Origin of the sequence: Rossellomorea marisflavi (genome assembly GCF_022170785.1) — a bacterium.
Classification (GTDB): domain Bacteria; phylum Bacillota; class Bacilli; order Bacillales; family Bacillaceae_B; genus Rossellomorea; species Rossellomorea marisflavi_B.
On sequence record NZ_CP081870.1, the window covers coordinates 970,155 to 990,429 of the forward strand.

Annotated in this window: 22 protein-coding genes; 13 read left to right on the forward strand and 9 right to left on the reverse strand. The window is 46.1% G+C overall.

Annotated features, from left to right (window positions below):
* Window positions 1-18: 18 nt before the first annotated feature.
* A complete protein-coding gene (locus K6T23_RS05220) occupies window positions 19-927 on the forward strand; it encodes an ABC transporter substrate-binding protein (protein ID WP_238283799.1) in 909 nt (302 codons plus the stop codon).
* Between the two features lie 15 nt (window positions 928-942).
* Here the strand turns inward: K6T23_RS05220 and K6T23_RS05225 are convergent, their stop codons facing one another.
* Genes K6T23_RS05225 through K6T23_RS05235 form a run of 3 tightly spaced genes read right to left on the reverse strand, consistent with a single transcriptional unit; the run spans window position 943 to window position 2,003 of the window.
* Window positions 943-1,362 (reverse strand): hypothetical protein, encoded by a 420-nt coding sequence (locus K6T23_RS05225; RefSeq protein ID WP_238283800.1) that lies wholly within the window; start codon window positions 1,360-1,362, stop codon window positions 943-945.
* 54 nt (window positions 1,363-1,416) lie between these two features.
* The gene (locus tag K6T23_RS05230) at window positions 1,417-1,656 is read right to left on the reverse strand and encodes a hypothetical protein (RefSeq protein ID WP_238283801.1); all 240 of its coding nucleotides are present in this window, start codon (window positions 1,654-1,656) and stop codon (window positions 1,417-1,419) included.
* Between the two features lie 17 nt (window positions 1,657-1,673).
* On the reverse strand, window positions 1,674-2,003 hold the full coding sequence (locus tag K6T23_RS05235) for a hypothetical protein (protein WP_238283802.1): 330 nt from the start codon (window positions 2,001-2,003) through the stop codon (window positions 1,674-1,676).
* Window positions 2,004-2,378: 375 nt separating this feature from the next.
* On the opposite strand from K6T23_RS05235, the gene K6T23_RS05240 reads away from it, so the two are divergent.
* The 6 genes from K6T23_RS05240 to K6T23_RS05265 all read left to right on the forward strand — a co-directional run bounded on the left by K6T23_RS05240 (window position 2,379) and on the right by K6T23_RS05265 (window position 8,093).
* Window positions 2,379-2,921, forward strand: a complete 543-nt coding sequence (locus K6T23_RS05240; protein ID WP_056533844.1) for a nitroreductase family protein — start codon at window positions 2,379-2,381, stop codon at window positions 2,919-2,921.
* A 519-nt stretch (window positions 2,922-3,440) separates the two neighbouring features.
* Window positions 3,441-4,103 carry an MBL fold metallo-hydrolase gene (locus tag K6T23_RS05245; protein ID WP_238283803.1) on the forward strand — a complete coding sequence of 221 codons (663 nt, stop codon included), beginning with the start codon at window positions 3,441-3,443 and terminating at the stop codon, window positions 4,101-4,103.
* A gap of 312 nt (window positions 4,104-4,415) precedes the next feature.
* Window positions 4,416-4,784: a YwqH-like family protein gene (locus K6T23_RS05250; protein ID WP_056533850.1), complete on the forward strand. Its 369-nt coding sequence runs from the start codon at window positions 4,416-4,418 to the stop codon at window positions 4,782-4,784.
* 40 nt (window positions 4,785-4,824) lie between these two features.
* Entirely contained in the window at window positions 4,825-6,390 is a 1,566-nt protein-coding gene (locus K6T23_RS05255) for an LXG domain-containing protein (protein WP_056533853.1), read from the forward strand.
* A gap of 526 nt (window positions 6,391-6,916) precedes the next feature.
* The gene (locus K6T23_RS05260; RefSeq protein ID WP_238283805.1) at window positions 6,917-7,261 is read left to right on the forward strand and encodes a hypothetical protein; all 345 of its coding nucleotides are present in this window, start codon (window positions 6,917-6,919) and stop codon (window positions 7,259-7,261) included.
* Window positions 7,262-7,286: 25 nt separating this feature from the next.
* On the forward strand, window positions 7,287-8,093 hold the full coding sequence (locus K6T23_RS05265; RefSeq protein WP_238283806.1) for a hypothetical protein: 807 nt from the start codon (window positions 7,287-7,289) through the stop codon (window positions 8,091-8,093).
* A 645-nt stretch (window positions 8,094-8,738) separates the two neighbouring features.
* Here K6T23_RS05265 and K6T23_RS05270 read toward each other — a convergent pair.
* Complete coding sequence (locus K6T23_RS05270; RefSeq protein WP_056533860.1) at window positions 8,739-9,053, reverse strand: hypothetical protein; 315 nt, start codon at window positions 9,051-9,053, stop codon at window positions 8,739-8,741.
* A 109-nt stretch (window positions 9,054-9,162) separates the two neighbouring features.
* Here K6T23_RS05270 and K6T23_RS05275 point away from each other — a divergent pair, with 109 nt between their 5' ends.
* A complete protein-coding gene (locus tag K6T23_RS05275) occupies window positions 9,163-9,522 on the forward strand; it encodes a hypothetical protein (protein ID WP_238283807.1) in 360 nt (119 codons plus the stop codon).
* Window positions 9,523-9,810: 288 nt separating this feature from the next.
* On the opposite strand, the gene K6T23_RS05280 is transcribed toward K6T23_RS05275, so the two are convergent.
* Window positions 9,811-10,707 (reverse strand): LysR family transcriptional regulator, encoded by an 897-nt coding sequence (locus tag K6T23_RS05280; protein WP_079515075.1) that lies wholly within the window; start codon window positions 10,705-10,707, stop codon window positions 9,811-9,813.
* Window positions 10,708-10,824: 117 nt separating this feature from the next.
* Between K6T23_RS05280 and K6T23_RS05285 the strand changes: the two genes are divergently transcribed.
* On the forward strand, window positions 10,825-11,871 hold the full coding sequence (locus K6T23_RS05285; protein WP_048005661.1) for a 2,3-butanediol dehydrogenase: 1,047 nt from the start codon (window positions 10,825-10,827) through the stop codon (window positions 11,869-11,871).
* A 273-nt stretch (window positions 11,872-12,144) separates the two neighbouring features.
* Here the strand turns inward: K6T23_RS05285 and K6T23_RS05290 are convergent, their stop codons facing one another.
* Window positions 12,145-12,909 (reverse strand): VanZ family protein, encoded by a 765-nt coding sequence (locus K6T23_RS05290; protein WP_238283808.1) that lies wholly within the window; start codon window positions 12,907-12,909, stop codon window positions 12,145-12,147.
* Window positions 12,870-13,232: a PadR family transcriptional regulator gene (locus K6T23_RS05295; protein ID WP_079515077.1), complete on the reverse strand. Its 363-nt coding sequence runs from the start codon at window positions 13,230-13,232 to the stop codon at window positions 12,870-12,872. Before K6T23_RS05295 ends, K6T23_RS05290 begins: the two co-directional genes overlap by 40 nt.
* A gap of 171 nt (window positions 13,233-13,403) precedes the next feature.
* Between K6T23_RS05295 and K6T23_RS05300 the strand changes: the two genes are divergently transcribed.
* From K6T23_RS05300 to K6T23_RS05315, 4 genes are all read left to right on the forward strand, one after another.
* Window positions 13,404-14,726: a methyltransferase domain-containing protein gene (locus K6T23_RS05300; RefSeq protein WP_238283809.1), complete on the forward strand. Its 1,323-nt coding sequence runs from the start codon at window positions 13,404-13,406 to the stop codon at window positions 14,724-14,726.
* Window positions 14,723-17,317 (forward strand): polynucleotide kinase-phosphatase, encoded by a 2,595-nt coding sequence (locus K6T23_RS05305; protein ID WP_337946930.1) that lies wholly within the window; start codon window positions 14,723-14,725, stop codon window positions 17,315-17,317. Before K6T23_RS05300 ends, K6T23_RS05305 begins: the two co-directional genes overlap by 4 nt.
* 176 nt (window positions 17,318-17,493) lie before the next feature.
* On the forward strand, window positions 17,494-18,069 hold the full coding sequence (locus K6T23_RS05310; protein WP_048013705.1) for a dienelactone hydrolase family protein: 576 nt from the start codon (window positions 17,494-17,496) through the stop codon (window positions 18,067-18,069).
* A gap of 294 nt (window positions 18,070-18,363) precedes the next feature.
* On the forward strand, window positions 18,364-18,735 hold the full coding sequence (locus K6T23_RS05315; protein WP_048013704.1) for a DUF1304 domain-containing protein: 372 nt from the start codon (window positions 18,364-18,366) through the stop codon (window positions 18,733-18,735).
* A gap of 335 nt (window positions 18,736-19,070) precedes the next feature.
* Here K6T23_RS05315 and K6T23_RS05320 read toward each other — a convergent pair whose 3' ends face one another.
* Together K6T23_RS05320 and K6T23_RS22370 are read right to left on the reverse strand one after the other, a co-directional pair.
* Window positions 19,071-19,367 (reverse strand): hypothetical protein, encoded by a 297-nt coding sequence (locus K6T23_RS05320; protein ID WP_238283810.1) that lies wholly within the window; start codon window positions 19,365-19,367, stop codon window positions 19,071-19,073.
* A gap of 94 nt (window positions 19,368-19,461) precedes the next feature.
* A complete protein-coding gene (locus tag K6T23_RS22370; protein WP_420493502.1) occupies window positions 19,462-19,686 on the reverse strand; it encodes a helix-turn-helix domain-containing protein in 225 nt (74 codons plus the stop codon).
* Window positions 19,687-20,275 lie beyond the last annotated feature (589 nt).

Consider the following 20,275-nt stretch of genomic DNA (forward strand, 5'->3'; position numbering starts at 1 on the left):
AATTGGAAGGGGAACCACATGAAAAAAGCATCGTTCTTTACCATATTGATGGTCTGCATGCTCTTGGCTGCGTGCAGCAGCGGAGAAACAAAAACGGATTCGTCCAAGGAGGAATCATCGACATTTACATATGAATCAGAGCAGGGACCGGTGGAGGTGCCGAAAGAGCCGAAGCGAATCGTCGCCCTCACCAATGGTCCGAATGTGATTTCCCTCGAAGGGAAGCTCGTCGGGATCGATGAGTGGACCGAGATGAACCCGCTCTTCACCGACAAGCTGAAGGATGTGGAAGTGGTGGGGGACGATCAGCTCGAGAAGATCATCGAGCTCGATCCGGATCTGATCATTGCCGGAAGTCAAACGAAGAACCTCGATAAGATGAAGGAGATTGCGCCGACCGTCGCTTTCACATGGGGGAAACTGAATTACATCGATCAGCAGATCGAGATCGGCAAGCTGTTGAACAAGGAGAAGGAAGCGAAGGAATGGGCGGATGACTTCCAGGAGCGTGCCGCGACGATCGGGGATGAGATCCGCAAGAAGATCGGCGACGACGCCACGGTATCCGTCATTGAAACCGGTCAAAAGGAGCTCTATGTCTTCGGGAACAATTATGCCCGTGGTTCTGAGATCTTGTATCAGGCCATGAAGCTCAACATGCCGGATGCTGTGAAGGATAACGCCTTGGAAACGGGTATTCACGTCATCTCACCGGAAGCGGTAGGCGACTTCACCGGTGACTATCTCGTCCTGAGCAAAAATCCTGATGTAGACAACTCGTTTATGGACACGGATACGTGGAAGAACATCCCGGCTGTGAAGAACGGTCACGTCATCGAGATCAATAGCAAGGAATCGACCTACAGTGATCCCGTGACCCTTGAGCATCTGCTGGAAACGTTTGGAAGTGGTTTTTTAGGAGAGTAAAAGAGGAGGCAGAGGTCATTCCGTGACCCCTGCCGATTCTGGACGGATAAAATGAACGATGAAAGCGCCAAGACCAAGAGCCAGCTGAACCACACTGGCAATCAAGAGCTGTACCGACGCTAAGTACCATTCTCCCACGGATAGGGTGGCACCGATCGTCGCAATGAAAAGCAGGGCGCCCATGAAGAGGGTCGAGAAGAAAATCTGCCGATCATACCGCATGAATCCTCTGATTGCTACGACCGCATTGCCCAGTCCGAAAACGGTCATGCCCACGATCGCCATAGCCATCCAGCTGTCAAAAGGCAGATCTCCTGCCCACTCTGGTGGGAAGGCAGCAAAGATCCCTTTACCTGATATCATGGAACCACCGAGATAAAAAGCACCCAGGCTCAGGGCTGTATTGTAAACATTGATTATGGTTTTCTTCAACATAAAGCATTCTCCTTTGTGAGAGACTCGCCAACGAAGGGAGTCTCTTTTTTTATACTAAGGCATGGATGAAACCGTCCATTCAATCAGGCCGGTCAGGAGGAGCAGGAAGACCATGAAAGAACTAGAGACGATGACCGCCATCTGTTTTGTTTTGAAATAAAGGCCGAATCCTCCCGCGATCAAGAGGAGCCAGGCAACCATCCCGGCAATTGAAAACAGGGCAGGGGAGTTGGCAATCCATAGGATCGTAATGATCAGGTGGAGTGCCACGAACACCCAAGTGAAAAGCTTCATGTTGGTCACGTCTCCTTTTACATACTGGTAATGCCGTTGACGAGGATCACGAACATCAAAGTGATGCCAGACAATGCGCCCACGGGGAAGGCGAAGCTCTTGTTATGCCGCAATTCATAAAGACTCGTTGCCAGTCCTGCTGCGCATAGCACTCCCCATATAGGATTAAAGATGGCCTCGGCCACTTCGTCGGAAAACCATTCATACCCGCTTGATAGCCAGAAAATCCAGTGAAGGATCAGGAGGCCCAATACGAGAAAAGACAGCTTCCGAGGTGCTCGGGTGTTCGTCTTCCTCACCATGAGCGCTGTCATGATGGAACCGAATGCAATCAATACAATGAACAACAAAAAAATAACCATAAATCCGATGATGCCCACTTCCATTCCAATAAATTTGTAAATGTAGAAACTTGGTAAATGATTTCTATGAGATGATTGTATCGAATTATTTATTGTAAAACAATAAAAAGTGTTTCTTTTTCAATAATAATTTGTTGTTAGGTCTTATCGTCTTGAATCCGGTCGGCGGTGATCATACTTTCTAACAGGGCTACACCGAGCAGGAACTCGTGAAGAGAACCCACTTCCCATGTTCGCCCATTTCGTTGAAAAGAGGAAAAAGGACGCGACAAGGGGACTCTTCTCCTACAGAAAGATTGCAATCGATAATGAGAATTGTTATCATTTAGAAGAGAGATAAGCAGATAAGGAGATACGAACATGACAAACATAGCGAAAACGATACGCGAACGCCGCTCCATAAAAGCCGGCTACATTGATAAAGAAGTGACACAGGAAACGGTGCTGGACCTGTTGAAGGACGCCGTCTGGGCACCTAACCACGGACTCCGTGAGCCGTGGCGATTCATCTTCGTACCGGCGGATGAGAAGGAAGGATTCGTAGAGGATCTTGTGAAAACCTTCCCGCCCGATATGAGGGACAACCGCCGCAACTACTTCAGCCAGCCTGCGGCGATCCTCGTCGTCGTCATGACCGAAGACCCCCGTCAGAAGCAGTGGGATGAGAACTTCGGAGCCATCGGCGCCATGATCCAGAACTTCCAGCTCCTCGCCTGGGAACAGCAGCTTGGGGTTGTATGGAAAACGAATCCACATATTTATGATCCGAAGGTCCATGAATTGCTTGGTGTCGAGAAAGGAGAACGGATTGCCGGGTTCTTGCATCTCGGGTACTTTGATGAGGTACCGCCAGCACGGAACAGGACGCCGATTGAAGACAAGTTTTCCGTTTACGGGAAATGATGTAGAAGAAGGGCTCACCGGGGTCCTTCTTTTTTTCTGGGGTGAATAAGACAATCCGCATCCGGCATATCCATTGAAAAAAACAGGTGTGTGATTATCGGAATGAAAGCTCAACATCAAGTGATCTTTTACGCCATCCATGGGTCGAGTATCAAGAGATTCCTTCTCCTGGACTGTTTGGCGGGGACGGGTTTTTATTATATGGGTAAAGTGATGTCATCAAGTGCGTACGTTGGGGTGGCAGCTAGTGTCATTTGTACCGAGGGCATCAAACGAATGCTTCCAAAAAGATAAAAGGGCCAACAATTTGAGAGAATCTCAGATTGTTGGCCTTTTTGTTGATAAGACAGTTCGTTTTCTTGAATAGGCTAGCTGAATGCCGCTAACCGGATGAAATGGGTCCGATAGACGAGATGTTGCTGCACGGTTCTTCATTCTTTGCTACAACTGGATCGGTTGAGTATTCTTGAAAGGGTAGGGTAGAGTGAAAAAGAAGAGAATGTAGAAAGGATGCTTACCATGAATATCATTCAATTGTCTCCGCATGTCTATAAATGCGTTTTTTCCATCAATGTCTCCGTGGAGATCCCGGTCAATGTATGGCTGGTGAAAGATGGGGAGGATGTGTACATCATCGATACAGGCGTCGAATCGCATGTGGACGAACAAATCAAAGCAGCCGAATCACTCGGCACGCCTAAGGCGATCCTCCTGACCCACGGGCACAGCGATCACATCAAAGGGGCTGGAGAGTGGCTGAAGGCATACGATCTTCCTATCTATGCCCATGAGGTGGAACTGCCCTTCATCAACGGGGAAAAGCCCTATCCCAATAAGCAGGCACCTGAACAGAATGCAGTAGCCGGCATCGTGAAGGCGCTGACGGACGAAATCCTTGCCACTCTTCCCGTCAGTGCCTATCTGACACCCGGTCATGCTCCAGGACATGTGGTCTACTACCATGAAGAGGATAAGGTGCTCATGACAGGGGATCTCTTTATCACCAGCAGGGAAGACCTGCATCCCCCGATCCGCAAATTCAGTGTCGACATGAACGAAAACATCGACAGCGGCGCCATCGTTGACGACCTCAAGCCCGCATTGATCAGCTCGTCCCACGGTGAGGAGCTCGAGTATCATGGAGAGTTGTATAAGAAATATGTGCTTCGCTATAGGGATTAACGACAGAAAACCTTCTTCCGAGTGATTGGGAGGAGGTTTTTTCATTTTTATAAGATCGCATATTATGCGAATGGATATCAAATTCAGGGTGAATGTCGTGTCGATTGAAAGTAAGGTCTAGTTACAGTCCTTTTTTAACTAGTAAAACCCAATAAATGTTTATTCAGGTATAAAATATGGTAAAGAACAAAGATGATATTGGGAGAAAAGTACTGTCCATGCATTCGAAGTTGAGTTGAATTTCCTATTACCTCAGACTATACCATTTGGTACCATTTAACATAGGGAGAAATTGTCTATTTATGAAAGGGGATGAATCTTCTGTCCTACTTATCTTTGTTACAGCAACAAGTAGCGCAAAAACGGGAACAGCTTTCGCGACTTCAATCGACCGTCAGGGAATTGGACGATACTCAAAGTGAATTTATACATAGTCAGAAAAGAGTGGATGACCCCGAGTTATCACCGGCAGTTTGGAAAGGGAACCTTGCAAACGAATTCAGTGACGTTCGAGAGAACATGATGACCAGCTATAGGGATATGGCTCAAAATCAATTAAGTGAAACCATTCAACTAATGGAAAGTAAATGTCAATCGCTTCAATACGAAATCAATTCTTTGGAAGCAGACATCACGCGTGAAAAAGCGGATCTTGAAAGGAAACGAAACGAGAAAAAGTGAGAGTACTGGTAGCTAAATAAATGGGCTGGGAGTGATGAGGGTGAAGGTGCTGGATGCGAGTGCTCTTCATGAAGGTATTGAAAAACAGAGCAGTAAGTTTAAAGAACAGCAAGAAAGCATTGAAAAGCTAAAAAGTGAAATTGATAATCTCGTCAACTTGAATGACGCGTTCAAAGGAGAAGCAGGAGATTCCATCCGTGCCTTCTATAAAGATTTTCACGGAAAGTTCTTAACTTACTATACTTCGACTCTTGAAAATTATGTGAAAGTATTAAAAAATGTTAAAGAGGCCACAACGGAATTGGAATCCGATCCATCCGGATATATTAGTGAATCCTTCCTATCAAATGATCTTACCAATGGACTGGACAATGGACGTAATTTAACCGTGGGATTAGTGAACGACGCCAATTCCTCCATAAGCAGTGTCAATGATATCCTCCATGCTCCCACAATCCAAGATGATCGTTTTTTGAGCTACCATCAACAAGCTCAGAAAGAGATTACGGATACCGTTGAAAAACTGAATAAGTATGATTCGACACAGTCTAAGAGCTTTGATTCTGTGGAGGAAGATATTCAGTTGATAGAAAGGGTTATTGATGATATTAGTGGGATGTTCAAAAATGGGAGTATACAGCTTGAACAATATCATCCTTCTGATCTTAAAGAGTCAAAGAATTATAGTGAAATGAAAAAAATACAAGCAACTAATCAATCTATGGAGTTTGTCGATAAAATGCTTTCTCCTTTTGAAACCTTAACCACCGGTTTGGGTTGGGGAGATAACATATTAATGGGTTATCATACTTTAAGCACTATGACTGTTGGTTTATTTGCTTCCAAATTAAAGGTTAATTATTTTGGAGGAAAACCTTCGTTGTGGAAAAAAATAACAGGTAACTATGAATTCAGTATGAAAATGGATGATTCATGGACTAGCAAATCAAAACATAGCTCAAAACTTGCAAAGAAAATTCTCGATTTCTCAAAAGCTCCAACTCCTTCAAACCCATTGCTAAAGCAAGCTCATAAATTAGTGAAATCATATAAAAGCCCATCACACTTATATAAGCATGTGGCCGGATTTCCAAAGAATGCAAATAGAATCAAGAAAGATTTTTTGAAAAATAGTATTGTTAGTCGTGTAACCAATAGTACATCAGATTTTATCGGAGATGCTGCTAAAAAAGTAGCAGCTTCGAAAGGAATTACTAATTTTGGGAAACGTTTGCCTATTGTAGGAAATGCAGTAACAATATTATCTAACTTTGGTGAGTTCACATCGCCTGAGAATTCTAAAATGAGTACGGCAGAACGAGCAGGACGCTTCATTGGTGGTATGGGAACAGACTTAGCTGCAGTGGCCGTTGGTGCAAAAGTTGGTGCGACTATTGGTAGCGTAGGAGGTCCGGTAGGCATTGTTGTGGGTGCTGCCGTTGGTGGATTAGTGGGCGGTGTAGTAAGTTCTAAGTTTGGAGATAACATTAAAGACGTTACAGGTAAAGTTGGAAAAGAAATTGGGAAGAAAGCAAATGAAATTGGTGATAAAGCATTGAAGAAAGCCAAAAAGGTTAAAGATTCAGTTTTAGGTTGGTTTAATTAGCTGTGAACACTTATGTGAAGAAGGGGAATGTACTTGACACTTTTTGATTTTATATCATTAATTAAATTTATTATTTTAATTGTTTTATGCACCCAGTTCGCGTATGGACTTACCATCGTATTTTTTGAAAAAACTATGCTCGGTTACTATGATATAACTATATTTAGGCCAGCGACGACATCTTTTCAAAAAATAACTAATGGGTTCCAAAAATTATTTTTTGGTATTGGATACTATGTATATACAAAAATCGGAAAATATAATTGGTTTGTTCGTAAAATTCTTTATATAGTTATCTTGTTGGTGCAAGGGATTCTTTCAATTATCCTTTACTATTTAATTGCTTGGCCACTAGATCTCATAGCCCCACCGGAGTAAAAAGCATATTAAAAATTATAGATTAGGGTTAAGTGTATAATACCTTAAATTAATGCCTTCATATAGGATATAGCGGTTGTGGTTTGTGAGTATTCCTAATTCGAAGTGTCCCCAAGTTAAATGAGTATTTTTTAGGAGAATTTTTTTGGTGCTCTATTCTATTGTTGAATTTTTAAAGATTTTAATTGCTTTAATCCTAATAGCACAAGTTGCATATGGATTTACCATCTTATTACTCGAGAAGACAATGTTAGGGTATTATGAGATATCTATCTTTGATCCTCCAGAAAATACATTTCAGAAAACAATAAATTTTTTTCAGAGGGTAACCATCGGTTCTGGATACTACGTTTACACTAAAATAGGCAAATACAATTGGTTTGTCAGAAAAATACTGTACTTATTTATATTAATTGTACAAGGGATCTTATCAATCATCCTATTCCAAATCATTGATCTAATTTTTGAAATCCTTGTTCCGGTTCCATTATAAAAAATGTAAGGGGTGTGAGTAAAATATGGATCATGTACTAACGTGTACATCAGAAGAGTTGGCATTAATGGTTAGCGTTGCTGGATATGACAGTGTGGCAAAAGGAATTGCTGAAGCTGCCGTTGGGGAGAAAAGTGAGCAAGAGTGGGTTGCCGTAATGGAAGCTACGAGCAAGCATCTGATCATGAAAAGAATATTTGATGAAGAAAGAGAAGCACGAGGGGAAAATCCTTTAACAGAGGATATGCTAGGATTTCTCCAAAAATATGTAGAATCGAAGCGTATGATCCGATGTTCAAATGCACCAATGAAGTCAGTTTTGATGATACACCATTTCGAGGGTGACGACTGGTTACTCCATTTGATTGATCGCGATATCATCCATGAGTTTTCAATCATCAAGGCACAGCAGATACATACCTATATTAAGGAGTATTACGGAATCAAAAATCTCGATACAACTATATCGCACTCGTTTACTCTAACCGAGAAGAATTTTGATCGCCTCAGCAAACCTGATAAGCTAAAGAAAGTGTTAAAAAGTTCGACGTTTACAAAAGAGGAAGAAGAAAGCTTTCATTTGTTTGTAGAAGATTTAGAACGTTTCCAATGGTCGCTGTTCAATATTTCAAATTTTAATATTGTGACTGTAGAAGATGAGGTCTATCTTGAAAACATACTATTCTTCTTACCATCAACCGAAGGAATCTGGCTTACAGAATATCAGGACGATTCGGATACTGTCTATTTTCATTTAGCAGATGATAAGGAATGGGAAGAGATGTTGGAAGGAATTGGGGAGCTGGCTTCTCAATTAGTGAAGAATTCTTAAATATAAAAGAAGCCCTTTTGAATTGAAAAAGGGCTTCTTTTATTTGTGTCTTGATTAATGTTTGGCTGTTTAGATCCTATATGGTTTATGGTCTATTGGATTTAATTGTCACATACGTTCCATAAATCGTTAGGATTACCGCCACTATGATCCAAAACGTCAATTTTCTCACCCCAACTTATCAAAAGAAAATATAGGTAAGATCATTGTATCAGCATGTTGGGTGGAAGACATGAACGAATAGTAGTGAAATGGGGACGGGACTCTCAAATTAATTGATTTCTGTATAGGGTCTTGATTGAAGCGGTTACATGTCCTCATGGTGAATAAAAATTGAGGAACGATTAAATAAGGACAACTTGCTTTTTTACCTTACGAACGATTCGACTTCACCGTTACATAAATACTAAAAATAGTCAGTAGCACAATAACCACCAGCCAAAACTTTTCAGTAAACACTAGCATCACCTCTAATCCCTAGCTTATCGGCAGATTCCGAACATCCGCCTGTGAAAAGCATGGCCAATAGCATTAAAGTCAATGGTCCGCGAAAGACATTCATTGTTTACCGTTCCTCGAAGAATTTGCCGCGATGACTCCGGCGATGATGGGGATACAGATGATGAGCCACGTCCAATAACTCACTCACAATCCCTCCTTATCTATATTTTTAACCATGTTTCTGCTTTTTCTACCTATTAGCATAGGTGCCGTGTTTAGTAGAATCGACAGGATGACGAGAACCCACAAAGCCCTTTCCATCGTAGGAACGACGTCCTCGAGTGCGGACCAGTCTTCCGCTTTTACCCACTGCGAGACGAGACTGTACTCTGCACACATCGTCAATGCGGTGAATGATAGCCCCAGCACCATGGCGAGTTTGTGATCCTTTCCAGAGAAATATAGGAAAAGATTTAATCCCGTTGCTGCGATCGCGATAAGTCCTAATACAATCCACATAGTGAATCCTCCGTTAGCTATTTTTACAGATAATCTAAATATATCATATATTTCTTTATTTGGAATTAGTTGGTTTTAAGTGTGCGTATTTGATAGAATGATGTATACGATGTTGAATAGATTGAATACTTACAATATGGGGGTCGCTATGCTCATCACACTCATCGTCATTGCATCGCTCTACGCACTTCTCCACCTTTTAACAGGATCGGTCCAGCTCTTCAAAGGAGATATTCCGGTTCAGAACGCCGTGCTGTTTGTGGCCGGAAGCTTGTGTATGACTGTATATCTCGTCTTCTTCACAAATACGCTGAGAGCACTGGCGTTACTGGCGGCAGGGTTTCTTGTGATTCAGCTCGGGGCCATTCTGAATGGGAAATTCATGAATGGGAAGGTGACGTTCAGCCATCAACTTGTCCGTTTCGTCCTCATGCTTGTAGTGGTAGGTGGATTCGGGTTGGTCATCTGAGCGGATTCAAAAGAGGCTGGAGAAAAGTTTTTAGTCATAGTAAAACCCGAACTTCTTTGCGTGAAATTAGGCAAAAATAGTTCGGGTTTATTATTTTGTTTGTTGATCATGTAAATGCTTTCTAGCGGTTGATTGGAGTGCAAGACGTAGTCTCCTGCGGGAAGAGTAGCTGATGTGAGACCCCGCAGGCTTGCCGAGGAGGCCCACGGGCTACCCGCGGAAAGCGAAGTCTTGCACGGAAATTATGAGCGGTATAAAGAATCTCCACTAATTGTTTTTCATTAAATCCTAATCCACAATCACCGACCGCACCCGCTTCAAAAACTCCCGGATGACCCGGGACAATCCATTATTGGCGTTATAAAAATACCCGAAGGAATACGTCTTATAATAAGGCGGGGCGAAGTTCACGAGTACGTATTCGTCGCTTCGGGATAATCCTGCGTCGGTGCGGAAGGCGTAGTCGAAGCCGATGTTGATGGCCGTGTTGGTCTCGAGGGCGAGGCGGATCGTGTCGACGTTGTTGGTGGTGAACAGGATGTCGAAGGGGAGAGAGCTGAAGCCCTTCATGAATTCCTGAATGTACTTGTCGTTGTATAGGACGATGGGCTGGCCGATGAGCATGTCCTGGGTGATGAGCGTTTCCTTGGCAAGGGGGGAGTGCTTGTTGACGGCGGCAACCATATGACCGTCGACGAGCTTTTTGAAAACGAGATTGCGGTATCGCTTTTCTTCTTTTTCCGTATAGGTGATGAAGCCGACGTCGACTTCGCCTTCGAGGACGCGGTCGATGATGAACTCGGTACTGTTTTCATAGACGGACGCCTTGACGTTCGGGTATTCCCGCTTCAGCTCCGTGATGACGCGCACGAGGATCTCCATGGGACCGGGATAGGTGGCGACCTTGATCTCGCCGTTCATGGTTTCAGTGTAGGTTTCGACTTCATCCATGAAATCCTGGAGCTTCAAGAGGACAACCTGGGCTTTTTCGATGAGCCGGCGTCCTTCCTCGGTCGGGATCGAGCCTCTTCTGGAACGATGGAAGATGGGGATGTTGAGTTCTTTTTCCAACTGTTTGATTGACTGGCTAAGGGCAGGGAGGGTGATGTGGAGTTGTTCTGCCGCTGCCTTCAGGGAGCCGGTTTTTCCGATTTCGACTATATACTTCAACTGTTCGATTGTCATAGTAAACCTCTTTTTAGTTACGTTCTGCTTAACAAACGTTAATATTAACTAAATTTAACATAAGTGTCGTTCGTTGTATACTGAGGGTGTAGACAAGACAGAAGGAGATGGCACATGATGAAAGCACTAAGATGGCATGACCAGAAAGACATTCGTTTGGAAGAAATCGAAGAACCGGTGACAGGTGCCGGTCAGGTGAAAATGAAAGTGAAATGGTGTGGAATCTGCGGTAGTGATCTTCATGAATACTTGGGCGGACCGATCTTCATCCCGGTCGATGAGCCCCATCCTCTTACGGGCGAAAAAGCGCCTGTCACCCTCGGACATGAGTTCTCCGGTGAAGTCGTGGAAGTCGGAGAAGGCGTGAGCAATTATAAAGTAGGCGACCGCGTTGTCGTGGAACCGATCTTCGCCACACATGGCCACCAAGGCGCTTATAATCTCGATGAGCAAATGGGCTTCCTTGGACTTGCAGGCGGCGGTGGCGGCTTGAGTGAATACGTGGCTGTCGATGAAGAGCTCCTCTTCAAGCTTCCGGATGACCTTTCCTATGAACAGGGCGCACTTGTGGAACCGTCTGCTGTGGCCCTATACGCGGTACGTTCAAGTAAAGTAAAGGCAGGGGATAAAGTCGCGGTGTTCGGATGCGGGCCGATCGGGCTTCTTGTGATCGAAGCATTGAAAGCCGCTGGTGCAACCGATATCTATGCCGTCGAGCTTTCTCCTGAGAGACAAGCCAAGGCAGAAGAACTCGGTGCGATTGTCGTCAACCCGGCCGAAGTGGACGATACCGTGGCGGAAATCAGCCGCCTCACCGGTGGAGGTGTCGATGTATCCTTCGAAGTGACAGGGGTTCCGGTCGTCCTTCGCCAAGCAATCCAGTCAACAGGGATCGGTGGCGAAACGATCATCGTCTCCATCTGGGAACAGGGAGCGGAAATCCTACCGAATGACATCGTCATCAAGGAACGGACCGTCAAAGGCATCATCGGTTACCGCGACGTGTATCCGGCCGTTCTTTCCCTCATGCAAAAAGGCTACTTCTCTGCCGACAAACTCGTCACCAAACGGATCCCTCTCGATGACGTCATCGAAGAAGGCTTCCAGAGCCTGATCAAGGAGAAGAATCAGGTGAAGATTTTGGTGCAATCAGAACAGAAGTAAGAAATCTAGTACCACAACATGAACAACCAAAGGGTTACCCGATCAGTACAAATCGGGTAACCCATTTTTTGGTTTCGTTGAACATCAAAATAGCGAAATCTCCATTTCATCCCCAATGAAACTCACATGTTTCAGAGTGGGGAAAGGGGGGCCATTCATGTTCTTAGTTGAGATATGTATAGGGTATGCCGACTTAGATAGAAGAAATCGGAAACTTTTCGTCCGAGTTCTTCTATTAAAACATTCTTAACTTGTACTCTACCAATCTAAATTCTACGACCTCACAACCCGACGACTTGCCATCCCCTTCGACAAGCGCATGAACGGTCGATAAATCAGATACCCGATCAACGAGCCAACCGTACCGAGGATCACATCATCCACATCAAAGCGTCCCAAGTGGAGCACATATTGTGCCAGGTTCACAAGGAAGATGAGGATGGCGGCCTGTTTGACCACCTTCATCATTCTTGAACCCTTCATGATGAAGAGCGGCAGGAAGAACCCGAGTGGGATGTAGAGAAGGATGTTGCCGAAAGTGTTCGTCAGGATGATATCGACATTGAAATGGTCCCATCTTGTTGTGTATTCATACAGGCTGTGGAACGGGAGGACGTTCGCATTCCGCACCCACGAATCCAGATTGAAATAACCGGCACCCTCGGGTACCCAGAAGTATCGATTGAAGTAGAAAGGAGTTGAGAAATAGGCCACCATGTTATTCACGATGCGCTGAAGGAGCAGTGTCCATATCAGCACGAGGGCATAGGCACCTCCGGCCAGCTTCAGGAATAGAAGGACGCCTTTATTGAAAGGGGAATACGACTCCGTCAGTCCGTCCTTCAGGGTTTCTTCATGGCCGAAGCTTTGCAGGGCGGCTTTTGTTGCGGCTTCGGAATCAAGGCCCTGTGCGATGAAGTCGCTTTTCAACAGGTCGATGTGACCCTTCATTTCTTCTTTCAGCTCGAGTCGGTCGATCTCGTCCATGTCGAGTTTGTTTACAATGCGGTCGATGTAGTCTTCAATGGTTTGATCCATGCGAGTCCCTCCGAACATCTCTTGATTAGGGTGTTGACGTTGTTCCATTCTTGCAATTTTCGGCTCAGTTCTGCCTTCCCGTCTTCGGTGACGGCGTAGTATTTCCGGCGTGCTCCTGTATCGGGCTCCTGCCAATACGAGCGGATCCATCCCTTTTTCTCCAACCGCTTCAGGGCGGGGTAGAGGGTGCCTTCGCTCATGCTGTAAAGCTCGTCACTGTTTTCTTTCAGCGCCTTCACGATCTGATAGCCGTACATATCCTCCGAGCTGATCAGGGATAGAAGCAGGATGTCGATGCTGCCTTTCATGATTTCTTTGTCCAAGAGTGATGCCTCCTTTGTATCGTTTTACTATGTACATCGTTTTACGAGGTATATTTGGATTGTATCTCTTTCTATAGAAATTGGCAAGAACATTTAACAATTATTGAAACTTATTCCATTCTGAACTGGTATACTAGTGAATTAATAACCCAGTAAAAAGGAAGAATCCCCATGCAATTGACGATCCATACGGCAGACAAGGATGCGAAAGTCATCTCCCATCTGCTTGCGAAGAACCCGGCGAACCTCTACGAGCGGAGCCAGAACGGGCATCTCGTCCGGATGTTCTTCAGCACGTTCCGGGAGGATGAGGTGGAAGTGACCTTCTTCGTGACACCCGACCCGATTGAACTGTCGAGGGACGGTTCGGAGAAGTATGACATCACTTCCTACATCAATGACCGCGAATTTTCCGTAAGCAGCATCTTCTGTACGTTCCTGCGCACGGCCCTCGGTACGGCCCTGAACGGCAAACCGAAGGAAGCCTACACGGGGTGGGTGGATCATGCCTTCCCGTTCACGTTCGAGTTCGGCCCCCTCGCATCCTCCCTGTCAGACGGGGCGATCCGCGAGCTATTCGAGCCCCTTGGATTTGCCGTGGGAATCGACCGGAGTGAAGGGGAGCCGGCCGCCCGGTTCATCACCTTGAAAGGGAGCACGACCCTGAAGCAAGGACTCAGGCAGCTTTACGTCCTCATCCCGGTCCTTGATCAGTACAAGCACTACTATATCGATGAAAAAGAAATCGACAAGATTGAGAGATACGGGAAAGGGTGGCTCGACGATCATCCTAAACGCTCCTTCATCCTCCAGCGGGCCCTCCGCTTCAAGGATGTGTACCGCCATGTTCTTCCCGAGGAAGGGAAAGGAAAGTCAGAGCCGGCCAAACCGAGGCTCAATGATACCCGGTATGAGTCGATCATCCACGTGGTCAAAGACCTCCAAACGAAATCGAGCGTGGTCGACATGGGCTCAGGGGAAGGAAAGCTGGCCGCACGCCTCGGGTTGGTTCCCGGAATAGAAGAGATCCTTGCCGTCGAGCCGTCGGAGCAGGCTACTCTTAAGGCGCTGAAGCGTTTCGAGAAAGCGGAAAGTCAGCCGGGGTTCCTGAAACCGACGACCGTGATGGGGTCGCTATTCTATTATGATGAGCGCCTTCGGAATAAGGATGTGATCATCCTGTGCGAAGTGATCGAGCATATCGATGAACACCGCCTGCCGAAGATCATGGAGACGATCCTTGGTGCCTACCGTCCACGCACCCTCCTGATCACGACACCGAACGCCGAGTACAACCGGGTGTACGACATGGGGGAAGGGTATCGTCATCCCGATCACCGGTTCGAATGGACCCGGGAAGAGTTCCAGACCTGGTGCCGGGAGATGGACCATGAAGAAGCGTATGATATCACCCATCAGGGAATCGGCGATTCTCATGACACCCACGGGCAGCCGACGCAGTTTGCCATTTTCACACGAAAGGAGGAAGCATGATGAAGATCATGATCCCACATGCCGGCATCGTCCTTCTCATAGGGCCATCCAATAGCGGCAAGTCGACGCTCCTTCGCGGACTGGTCGAGCAGGACACCCTAGTACCCTCCGAGATCGTGAGCTCCGATGAGTTCAGGAAGCTCGTCGGAGACGTGGAATTCATCGACTGGAAGGACAGGCCGAAGGAAGAAGCCGATACGCTATTTGAAACGTACCAGCAGATCTCCAAGGAAGCGTTCGGGATGATGGATGCCGTGATCGGGGCACGCTGCCGCATGAACAAGCTGACGTTCGTCGATGCCACCCATCTGCATCCCGATGACCGGAAGCGGTATATCGCCATGGCAAAAGAGAACCACGTTCCCATCGTGGCCCTTATCCTCGACACGGATCAGGACGAACTCCTTGAGCGCGATCTCCACCGGGACAACCCCCGGGGGAAACGGCGCATCAAGCAGCAGTACCAGGTTTTCAAGAGGGAAAAGCGCTTCGTGAAGAAAGAAGGCTACCGCTTTGTCTATACGGTCCGTCCTTCTGATTCCGTCGAGTGGATCAGGGGAGGTAATTCCTTGGAACTTGATGTAGCAAAGGGGGTCGATATCATCGGAGACGTCCACGGTTGCTTTGATGAACTAATTGACCTTCTTGTGAAACTGGGCTATGAGGAAAATGAAGACGGACTCTATATCCATCCAGACGGGCGCACATTCCTTTCCCTCGGCGACATCATGAGCCGTGGCCCGAAGTCTTTTGAGACCATGACCTTTTTCCACACGCATGTGGAGCGGGGGCTTGCCCATATGATCGACAGCAACCATGGGTGGAAGATCGCGCGATATCTTGGCGGTCGGAACGTCACCTTGAGCCACGGAGATGAGTGGATCGCGGAAACGCTTGAGCGATACGAAGCGGAACACGGGGAAGAGGCGGCAAATGAGCTGAAAGAAACATGGCGTAGCTTCCTGTTGAGGGCCCCGTCCCATCTAGTGTTGAAGCAAAACGAAGTACCGGTCGCAGTCTGTGTCCATGCCGGCATCAAGGATGAATTCATCGGGAAGGAGTCCCATGCAATCAGTGACTTCTGCCGGTATGGTGATACCGATGGTTTCCATGAAGACGGGCGCCCGGTGAGGAAGGATTGGACCGTTCATCATCACAATAGCCTTCTGATCCTATGGGGGCATGATCCGAAACCGAGGCCCCTCATGATGAATAACACCCTGAATATTGATCAGGGTGCCGTTTTCGGAGGAGAGCTTACGGCCTACCGGTATCCTGAGCGGACGCTGTTATCGGTGAAGGGAAAAACGGACTATTCAGGCAGTGATTCAAATCCTCTCGAAGAGCTCGAGAAGAAGCGACTCAATCCGCCGAATATCGCCCGATTCCTGAACGGCTACAGCGTGGAGACGGAAACGTATGGGGAAGTGGCGATACCGAAGGCGCAGATCATCCCGACGATCGATGCCATCTCCCATTACACGGTCCCTGTCGAAGAACTCATCTACATCCCGCCGACCATGAGCCCGACGCCGAAAGCATCGACGGTCGACGGGTTCCTCGAACACCCGCAGGACGCCATCGATTACTACCGTAGTCTTGGCATCAACCGGATGGTGGCCGAGAAGAAGCATATGGGCAGCAGGGGGATCGTGCTCTTATTCAAGGATGAGGAAGCCGGGAAGCGTGTTATAGGAAGACGAACCCTAGGCGTCATGTACACGCGGACGGGTAGACGTTTCTTCCAGGAAAAGGTGGAGGATCGTGTACTTCATATCCTTCATGAAGATCTCGTGAAGGGTGGATATTTCTCACGGTACGAGACCGAGTATGTGCTCCTTGATGCCGAGATCATGCCGTGGAACCTGAAGGCGAAGGAACTGATCCATCGCCAATACGCCCACGTGTCGGAGCAGGCGCTCATGGACCGGGGGAGGCTGACGGAGAAGCTCGCAGCCGCCTTAGGTGAGCATGAAGGGATCAGCGCCTGGCTCACGGAGTATGAAGAAAAGCTTCATCATGCCGGCGTGTTCAAGGATGTGTATGAAACCTACTGCTGGGACGTCGAAAGCCTCGACGATATCCAGATCGCCCCGTTCCACGTGCTCGCCCACAGCGGGGAAACGTTCTTTGATCAGACTCATACATGGCATATGGAAAAGAACCGGGAGTTCGCACGCCTCAGTCATCTTTTCGTGGAGACGGAGTTCAAGGTGATCGACGATGAAGCATCGGAGCAGGATGTAATCGATTGGTGGCTCAAGATGACAGCGGACGGACATGAAGGCATCGTCATTAAGCCGGAAACCTTCTTAACGCGGTCGAAAGGCAAGCTCGTTCAGCCTGCCATCAAGGTGAGAGGACAGAAGTACCTCCATATCATCTACGGCATGGACTATTCGGAGCCCGAGAATCTGGACCGCCTAAGAAAACGGAATGTGTCCAAGAAACAAAAGCTTGCCCTCCGGCAGTTCGCCCTCGGCCTTGAAGGCATCAGGCGCTTCGTTGACGGAGAGAGCCTCGAACGCATACACGAGTGCGCCCTCGGCACACTGGCAAGCAATGCCGATCCGGTCGATCCGAGGTTATGAGTGAATCGAGAGATGCCCTACCCTGTGGTCAAAATGAACTATACAAAGCGTGTGTATAGGCCATTAAATGGTGTTTCAATGAATGATCGCATGTATCTCACAATGTATTTAAAGGTATAAGAGTCTTACCGTTGAATCTGATAGAGATGAAATTTATTTGGTAGGAGGAAAAGAAGATGGCAGAGGTTTTAATGTTCCATCATGTTTTAGGCCGAACAAAGGGAATTGAAGCAATAGCGGATCAATTGAGAGGTGCAGGACATATTGTTCATGTGCCAGATTTATTTGATGGTCGCATTTTTTCTACGCTGGAAGATGGCTTGGAATTCGTAAAGGGGATTGGATTTGGAGAAGTGTCGGCGCGCGGTGTTCAGGCGGCTAACGAACTCTCAAATGATATTGTTTATGCAGGTTTTTCATTAGGTGTCTCGGCTGCACAGAAGCTCGCTCAAACACGTGCAGGCGCAAGAGGTGCACTATTCTTTCATTCCTGCTTTCCGCCCTCGGCATTCGATTCCGAGTGGCCCAAAGAAGTACCTGTTCAAATTCACGCCATGAATGAAGATCCTTTTTTTGTTGAAGACGGCGACATTGATGCGGCCCGTGAGCTTGTTAAGTCAACTATTCACGCTGACCTTTTTTTATATGAAGGAAAGGAACATCTCTTCACCGAGAATTGTTTACCGTCTTACGATGATGACGCGACGAAGCTTCTCATCAAGCGAGTGATCAATTTTTTAGATGAATGTTAACTAAATAAAATGCATTGAGCGCGAGCCATTATACGGATGCACTATCTTATAAGATCAGCACAGCAATTTTTAATAGATTAATGGAGTATAGAAGCAATAAAGGTAGGATAACACCTATAAGTGTGATTCAGTAATGGTAGAACATAGCACCTTATTCTTCCGGATTACCTACTCAATGAATGTAGAAAAGTTGAAAACCACATTCTGGTCTGCAACTTTTCTATGTCTTCCCGCTTGTCAAGAACAACTGTTGAACATACTATAAAGGGATGTACGAGTAGAGGAGAGATTATTGTGGAAATCATAGCAATTATATTAGTAGGGATCGTGGCGATCGAGCATCTGTTCATCATGATCCTCGAAATGTTCTTTATCCGATCAAAGATGGCCAAACGGGCTTTCAATCTGCCGGAGCATCTCCAAGGGGATCCCAATGTGGCAACGATGTTCGCCAATCAGGGCCTGTACAATGGATTTCTTGCTGCAGGGCTTATCTGGGGATTAATTCTTGGAAGCACATCGACAGGCTATATGGTCCAACTGTTCTTTGTGATTTGCGTGGTGATCGCTGCGTTGTTTGGCGGGTTCACTTCCAATAAGGGGATCATTGTGAAACAGGGGATGCCAGCTATACTGGCGCTGATTGCTCTGATCATCGTGATGTAAAGAAGAAAACGCCATTCCTGGAATGGCGTTTTTTTTGGTCACGGAAGGGCGATTTCATTAAAGTGAGCGACGAGATAATCCAATGATTTCTTGAGCTCGTCACCCTCCATGTATTCTCCGTGTCCAGTGGGGGGGTTCTTGGTATAGGTGCTGGAGCTCTTCCAACGATGTTTTGGCATCATCCTAGTTCATGGTGAAGTATTTCGGTGGAACGCTGATCCAAAAGAGTAGAAAACATACTGAAATTGGGTGAGTAGGGTTTGAGGATCTATAAAGTAGGGTAATAGTAGTTGTGTCTAATAAAGAAGCAGGGAGATGGGCTCTCCCTGCTAAACTTACGAGCAGCAATCGCATTCCTTATCCTGTATGAGGATGGAGGAGATACCTTCGCTGTTTGAATGGAGGTAATGTTGCTTGATGATCACGGCTTCGCTAAACTGCTCAATAATTCCGACCAGTTCAGATAGGTCATCAAGTTCAACATACCATTTCCCTTTGATTTCGTAAGCACGATCCAAAGGTTTTTCTTGGTTTCTGCAACCAGTACGTTCGATGTGGAATATCACGTATGAAACACATCCTGAATTTTGACTTGGAAACATTAGTTCCCATTCTACTTCAGTGTATCCCACACGAGCAATATTCATAATTTCCCATTTATATTACGGTTAAAAGTAGTGAAAATAAGACTTTTTAATTGAATAATTTCCAATTGTAAATTGGAAATTATGTCTCTCTGGGTGGCAAGATATCCACCCAGTAAATATTTAGGGCTTTGACGATAATGTCGACCTTGTTAATAGAGGCATTTGTTTTACCTCTTTCTAATGACGAGATAAAGTTGATTGAGAGTCCGGTTGCCTTGCTCAGTTCTTGAATGGTAATGTCCTGTGTCCTTCGATGGTATCTGAGCCTTCGTCCTATATATAGTGTAATCTCCAAGAAGAACACCCACTTCCAAAAAATAAGAACTAGGTGCAATAGCCCTAATTCTTTTGATTATATCCTTGTCTTGGGGAATTGCTCGAGGTGGGTATCGAATTATTAATCGAAGTATCAATATCTGTCCAATTGTAGTTTTACCCTTCCATTTTAAACATAAACCTTTTGGATGAAATTAATTTTAAAAATATTTTTAATTTTATATACACAGAAAGGTCATCATCCTTAGAGGTGATGACCTTTCTGTGTGCAGGTGACTAATACATTGGATTGGGCAAAGAACCATTGTGAAATTAATAACTCAGCATCTTCGGTGTTTCATAGCCATTGGGTGTTGCTTTAGAAAGCTTTGGTACCCCTCCAAATTGACATGGCTGCTCAACGTAATTGTTTTGTCCATGGTAAAACATGTTGAACATCTCCCGATTGATGTGACTGTCTACTTTATTCCATTGTGGCTTGGGCGTCGAGGTGGTGAGGTGAAATGCCAGTTTTCATTTAACAGCGAAGCCTGTAAAGAAAAAATGGCATGAAATTAGACGGAACCCCTAGACCCGTTTTGTCCTCTTCTCAATAAGATGTATGGATGACAGGATAA

Excerpts from the sequence above, each read along its gene's own strand:
- K6T23_RS05305 (WP_337946930.1), top strand. The coding sequence starts at position 14,723 with ATGATGAAGATCATGATCCCACATGCCGGCATCGTCCTTCTCATAGGG.
- K6T23_RS05310 (WP_048013705.1), top strand. The coding sequence starts at position 17,494 with ATGGCAGAGGTTTTAATGTTCCATCATGTTTTAGGCCGAACAAAGGGA.
- K6T23_RS05275 (WP_238283807.1), top strand. The coding sequence starts at position 9,163 with ATGTTGAATAGATTGAATACTTACAATATGGGGGTCGCTATGCTCATC.
- K6T23_RS05240 (WP_056533844.1), top strand. The coding sequence starts at position 2,379 with ATGACAAACATAGCGAAAACGATACGCGAACGCCGCTCCATAAAAGCC.
- K6T23_RS05290 (WP_238283808.1), bottom strand. The coding sequence starts at position 12,909 with ATGGATCAAACCATTGAAGACTACATCGACCGCATTGTAAACAAACTC.
- K6T23_RS05300 (WP_238283809.1), top strand. The coding sequence starts at position 13,404 with ATGCAATTGACGATCCATACGGCAGACAAGGATGCGAAAGTCATCTCC.
- K6T23_RS05280 (WP_079515075.1), bottom strand. The coding sequence starts at position 10,707 with ATGACAATCGAACAGTTGAAGTATATAGTCGAAATCGGAAAAACCGGC.
- K6T23_RS05285 (WP_048005661.1), top strand. The coding sequence starts at position 10,825 with ATGAAAGCACTAAGATGGCATGACCAGAAAGACATTCGTTTGGAAGAA.
- K6T23_RS05245 (WP_238283803.1), top strand. The coding sequence starts at position 3,441 with ATGAATATCATTCAATTGTCTCCGCATGTCTATAAATGCGTTTTTTCC.
- K6T23_RS05225 (WP_238283800.1), bottom strand. The coding sequence starts at position 1,362 with ATGTTGAAGAAAACCATAATCAATGTTTACAATACAGCCCTGAGCCTG.
- K6T23_RS05220 (WP_238283799.1), top strand. The coding sequence starts at position 19 with ATGAAAAAAGCATCGTTCTTTACCATATTGATGGTCTGCATGCTCTTG.
- K6T23_RS05265 (WP_238283806.1), top strand. The coding sequence starts at position 7,287 with ATGGATCATGTACTAACGTGTACATCAGAAGAGTTGGCATTAATGGTT.
- K6T23_RS05270 (WP_056533860.1), bottom strand. The coding sequence starts at position 9,053 with ATGTGGATTGTATTAGGACTTATCGCGATCGCAGCAACGGGATTAAAT.
- K6T23_RS05250 (WP_056533850.1), top strand. The coding sequence starts at position 4,416 with ATGAATCTTCTGTCCTACTTATCTTTGTTACAGCAACAAGTAGCGCAA.
- K6T23_RS05230 (WP_238283801.1), bottom strand. The coding sequence starts at position 1,656 with ATGAAGCTTTTCACTTGGGTGTTCGTGGCACTCCACCTGATCATTACG.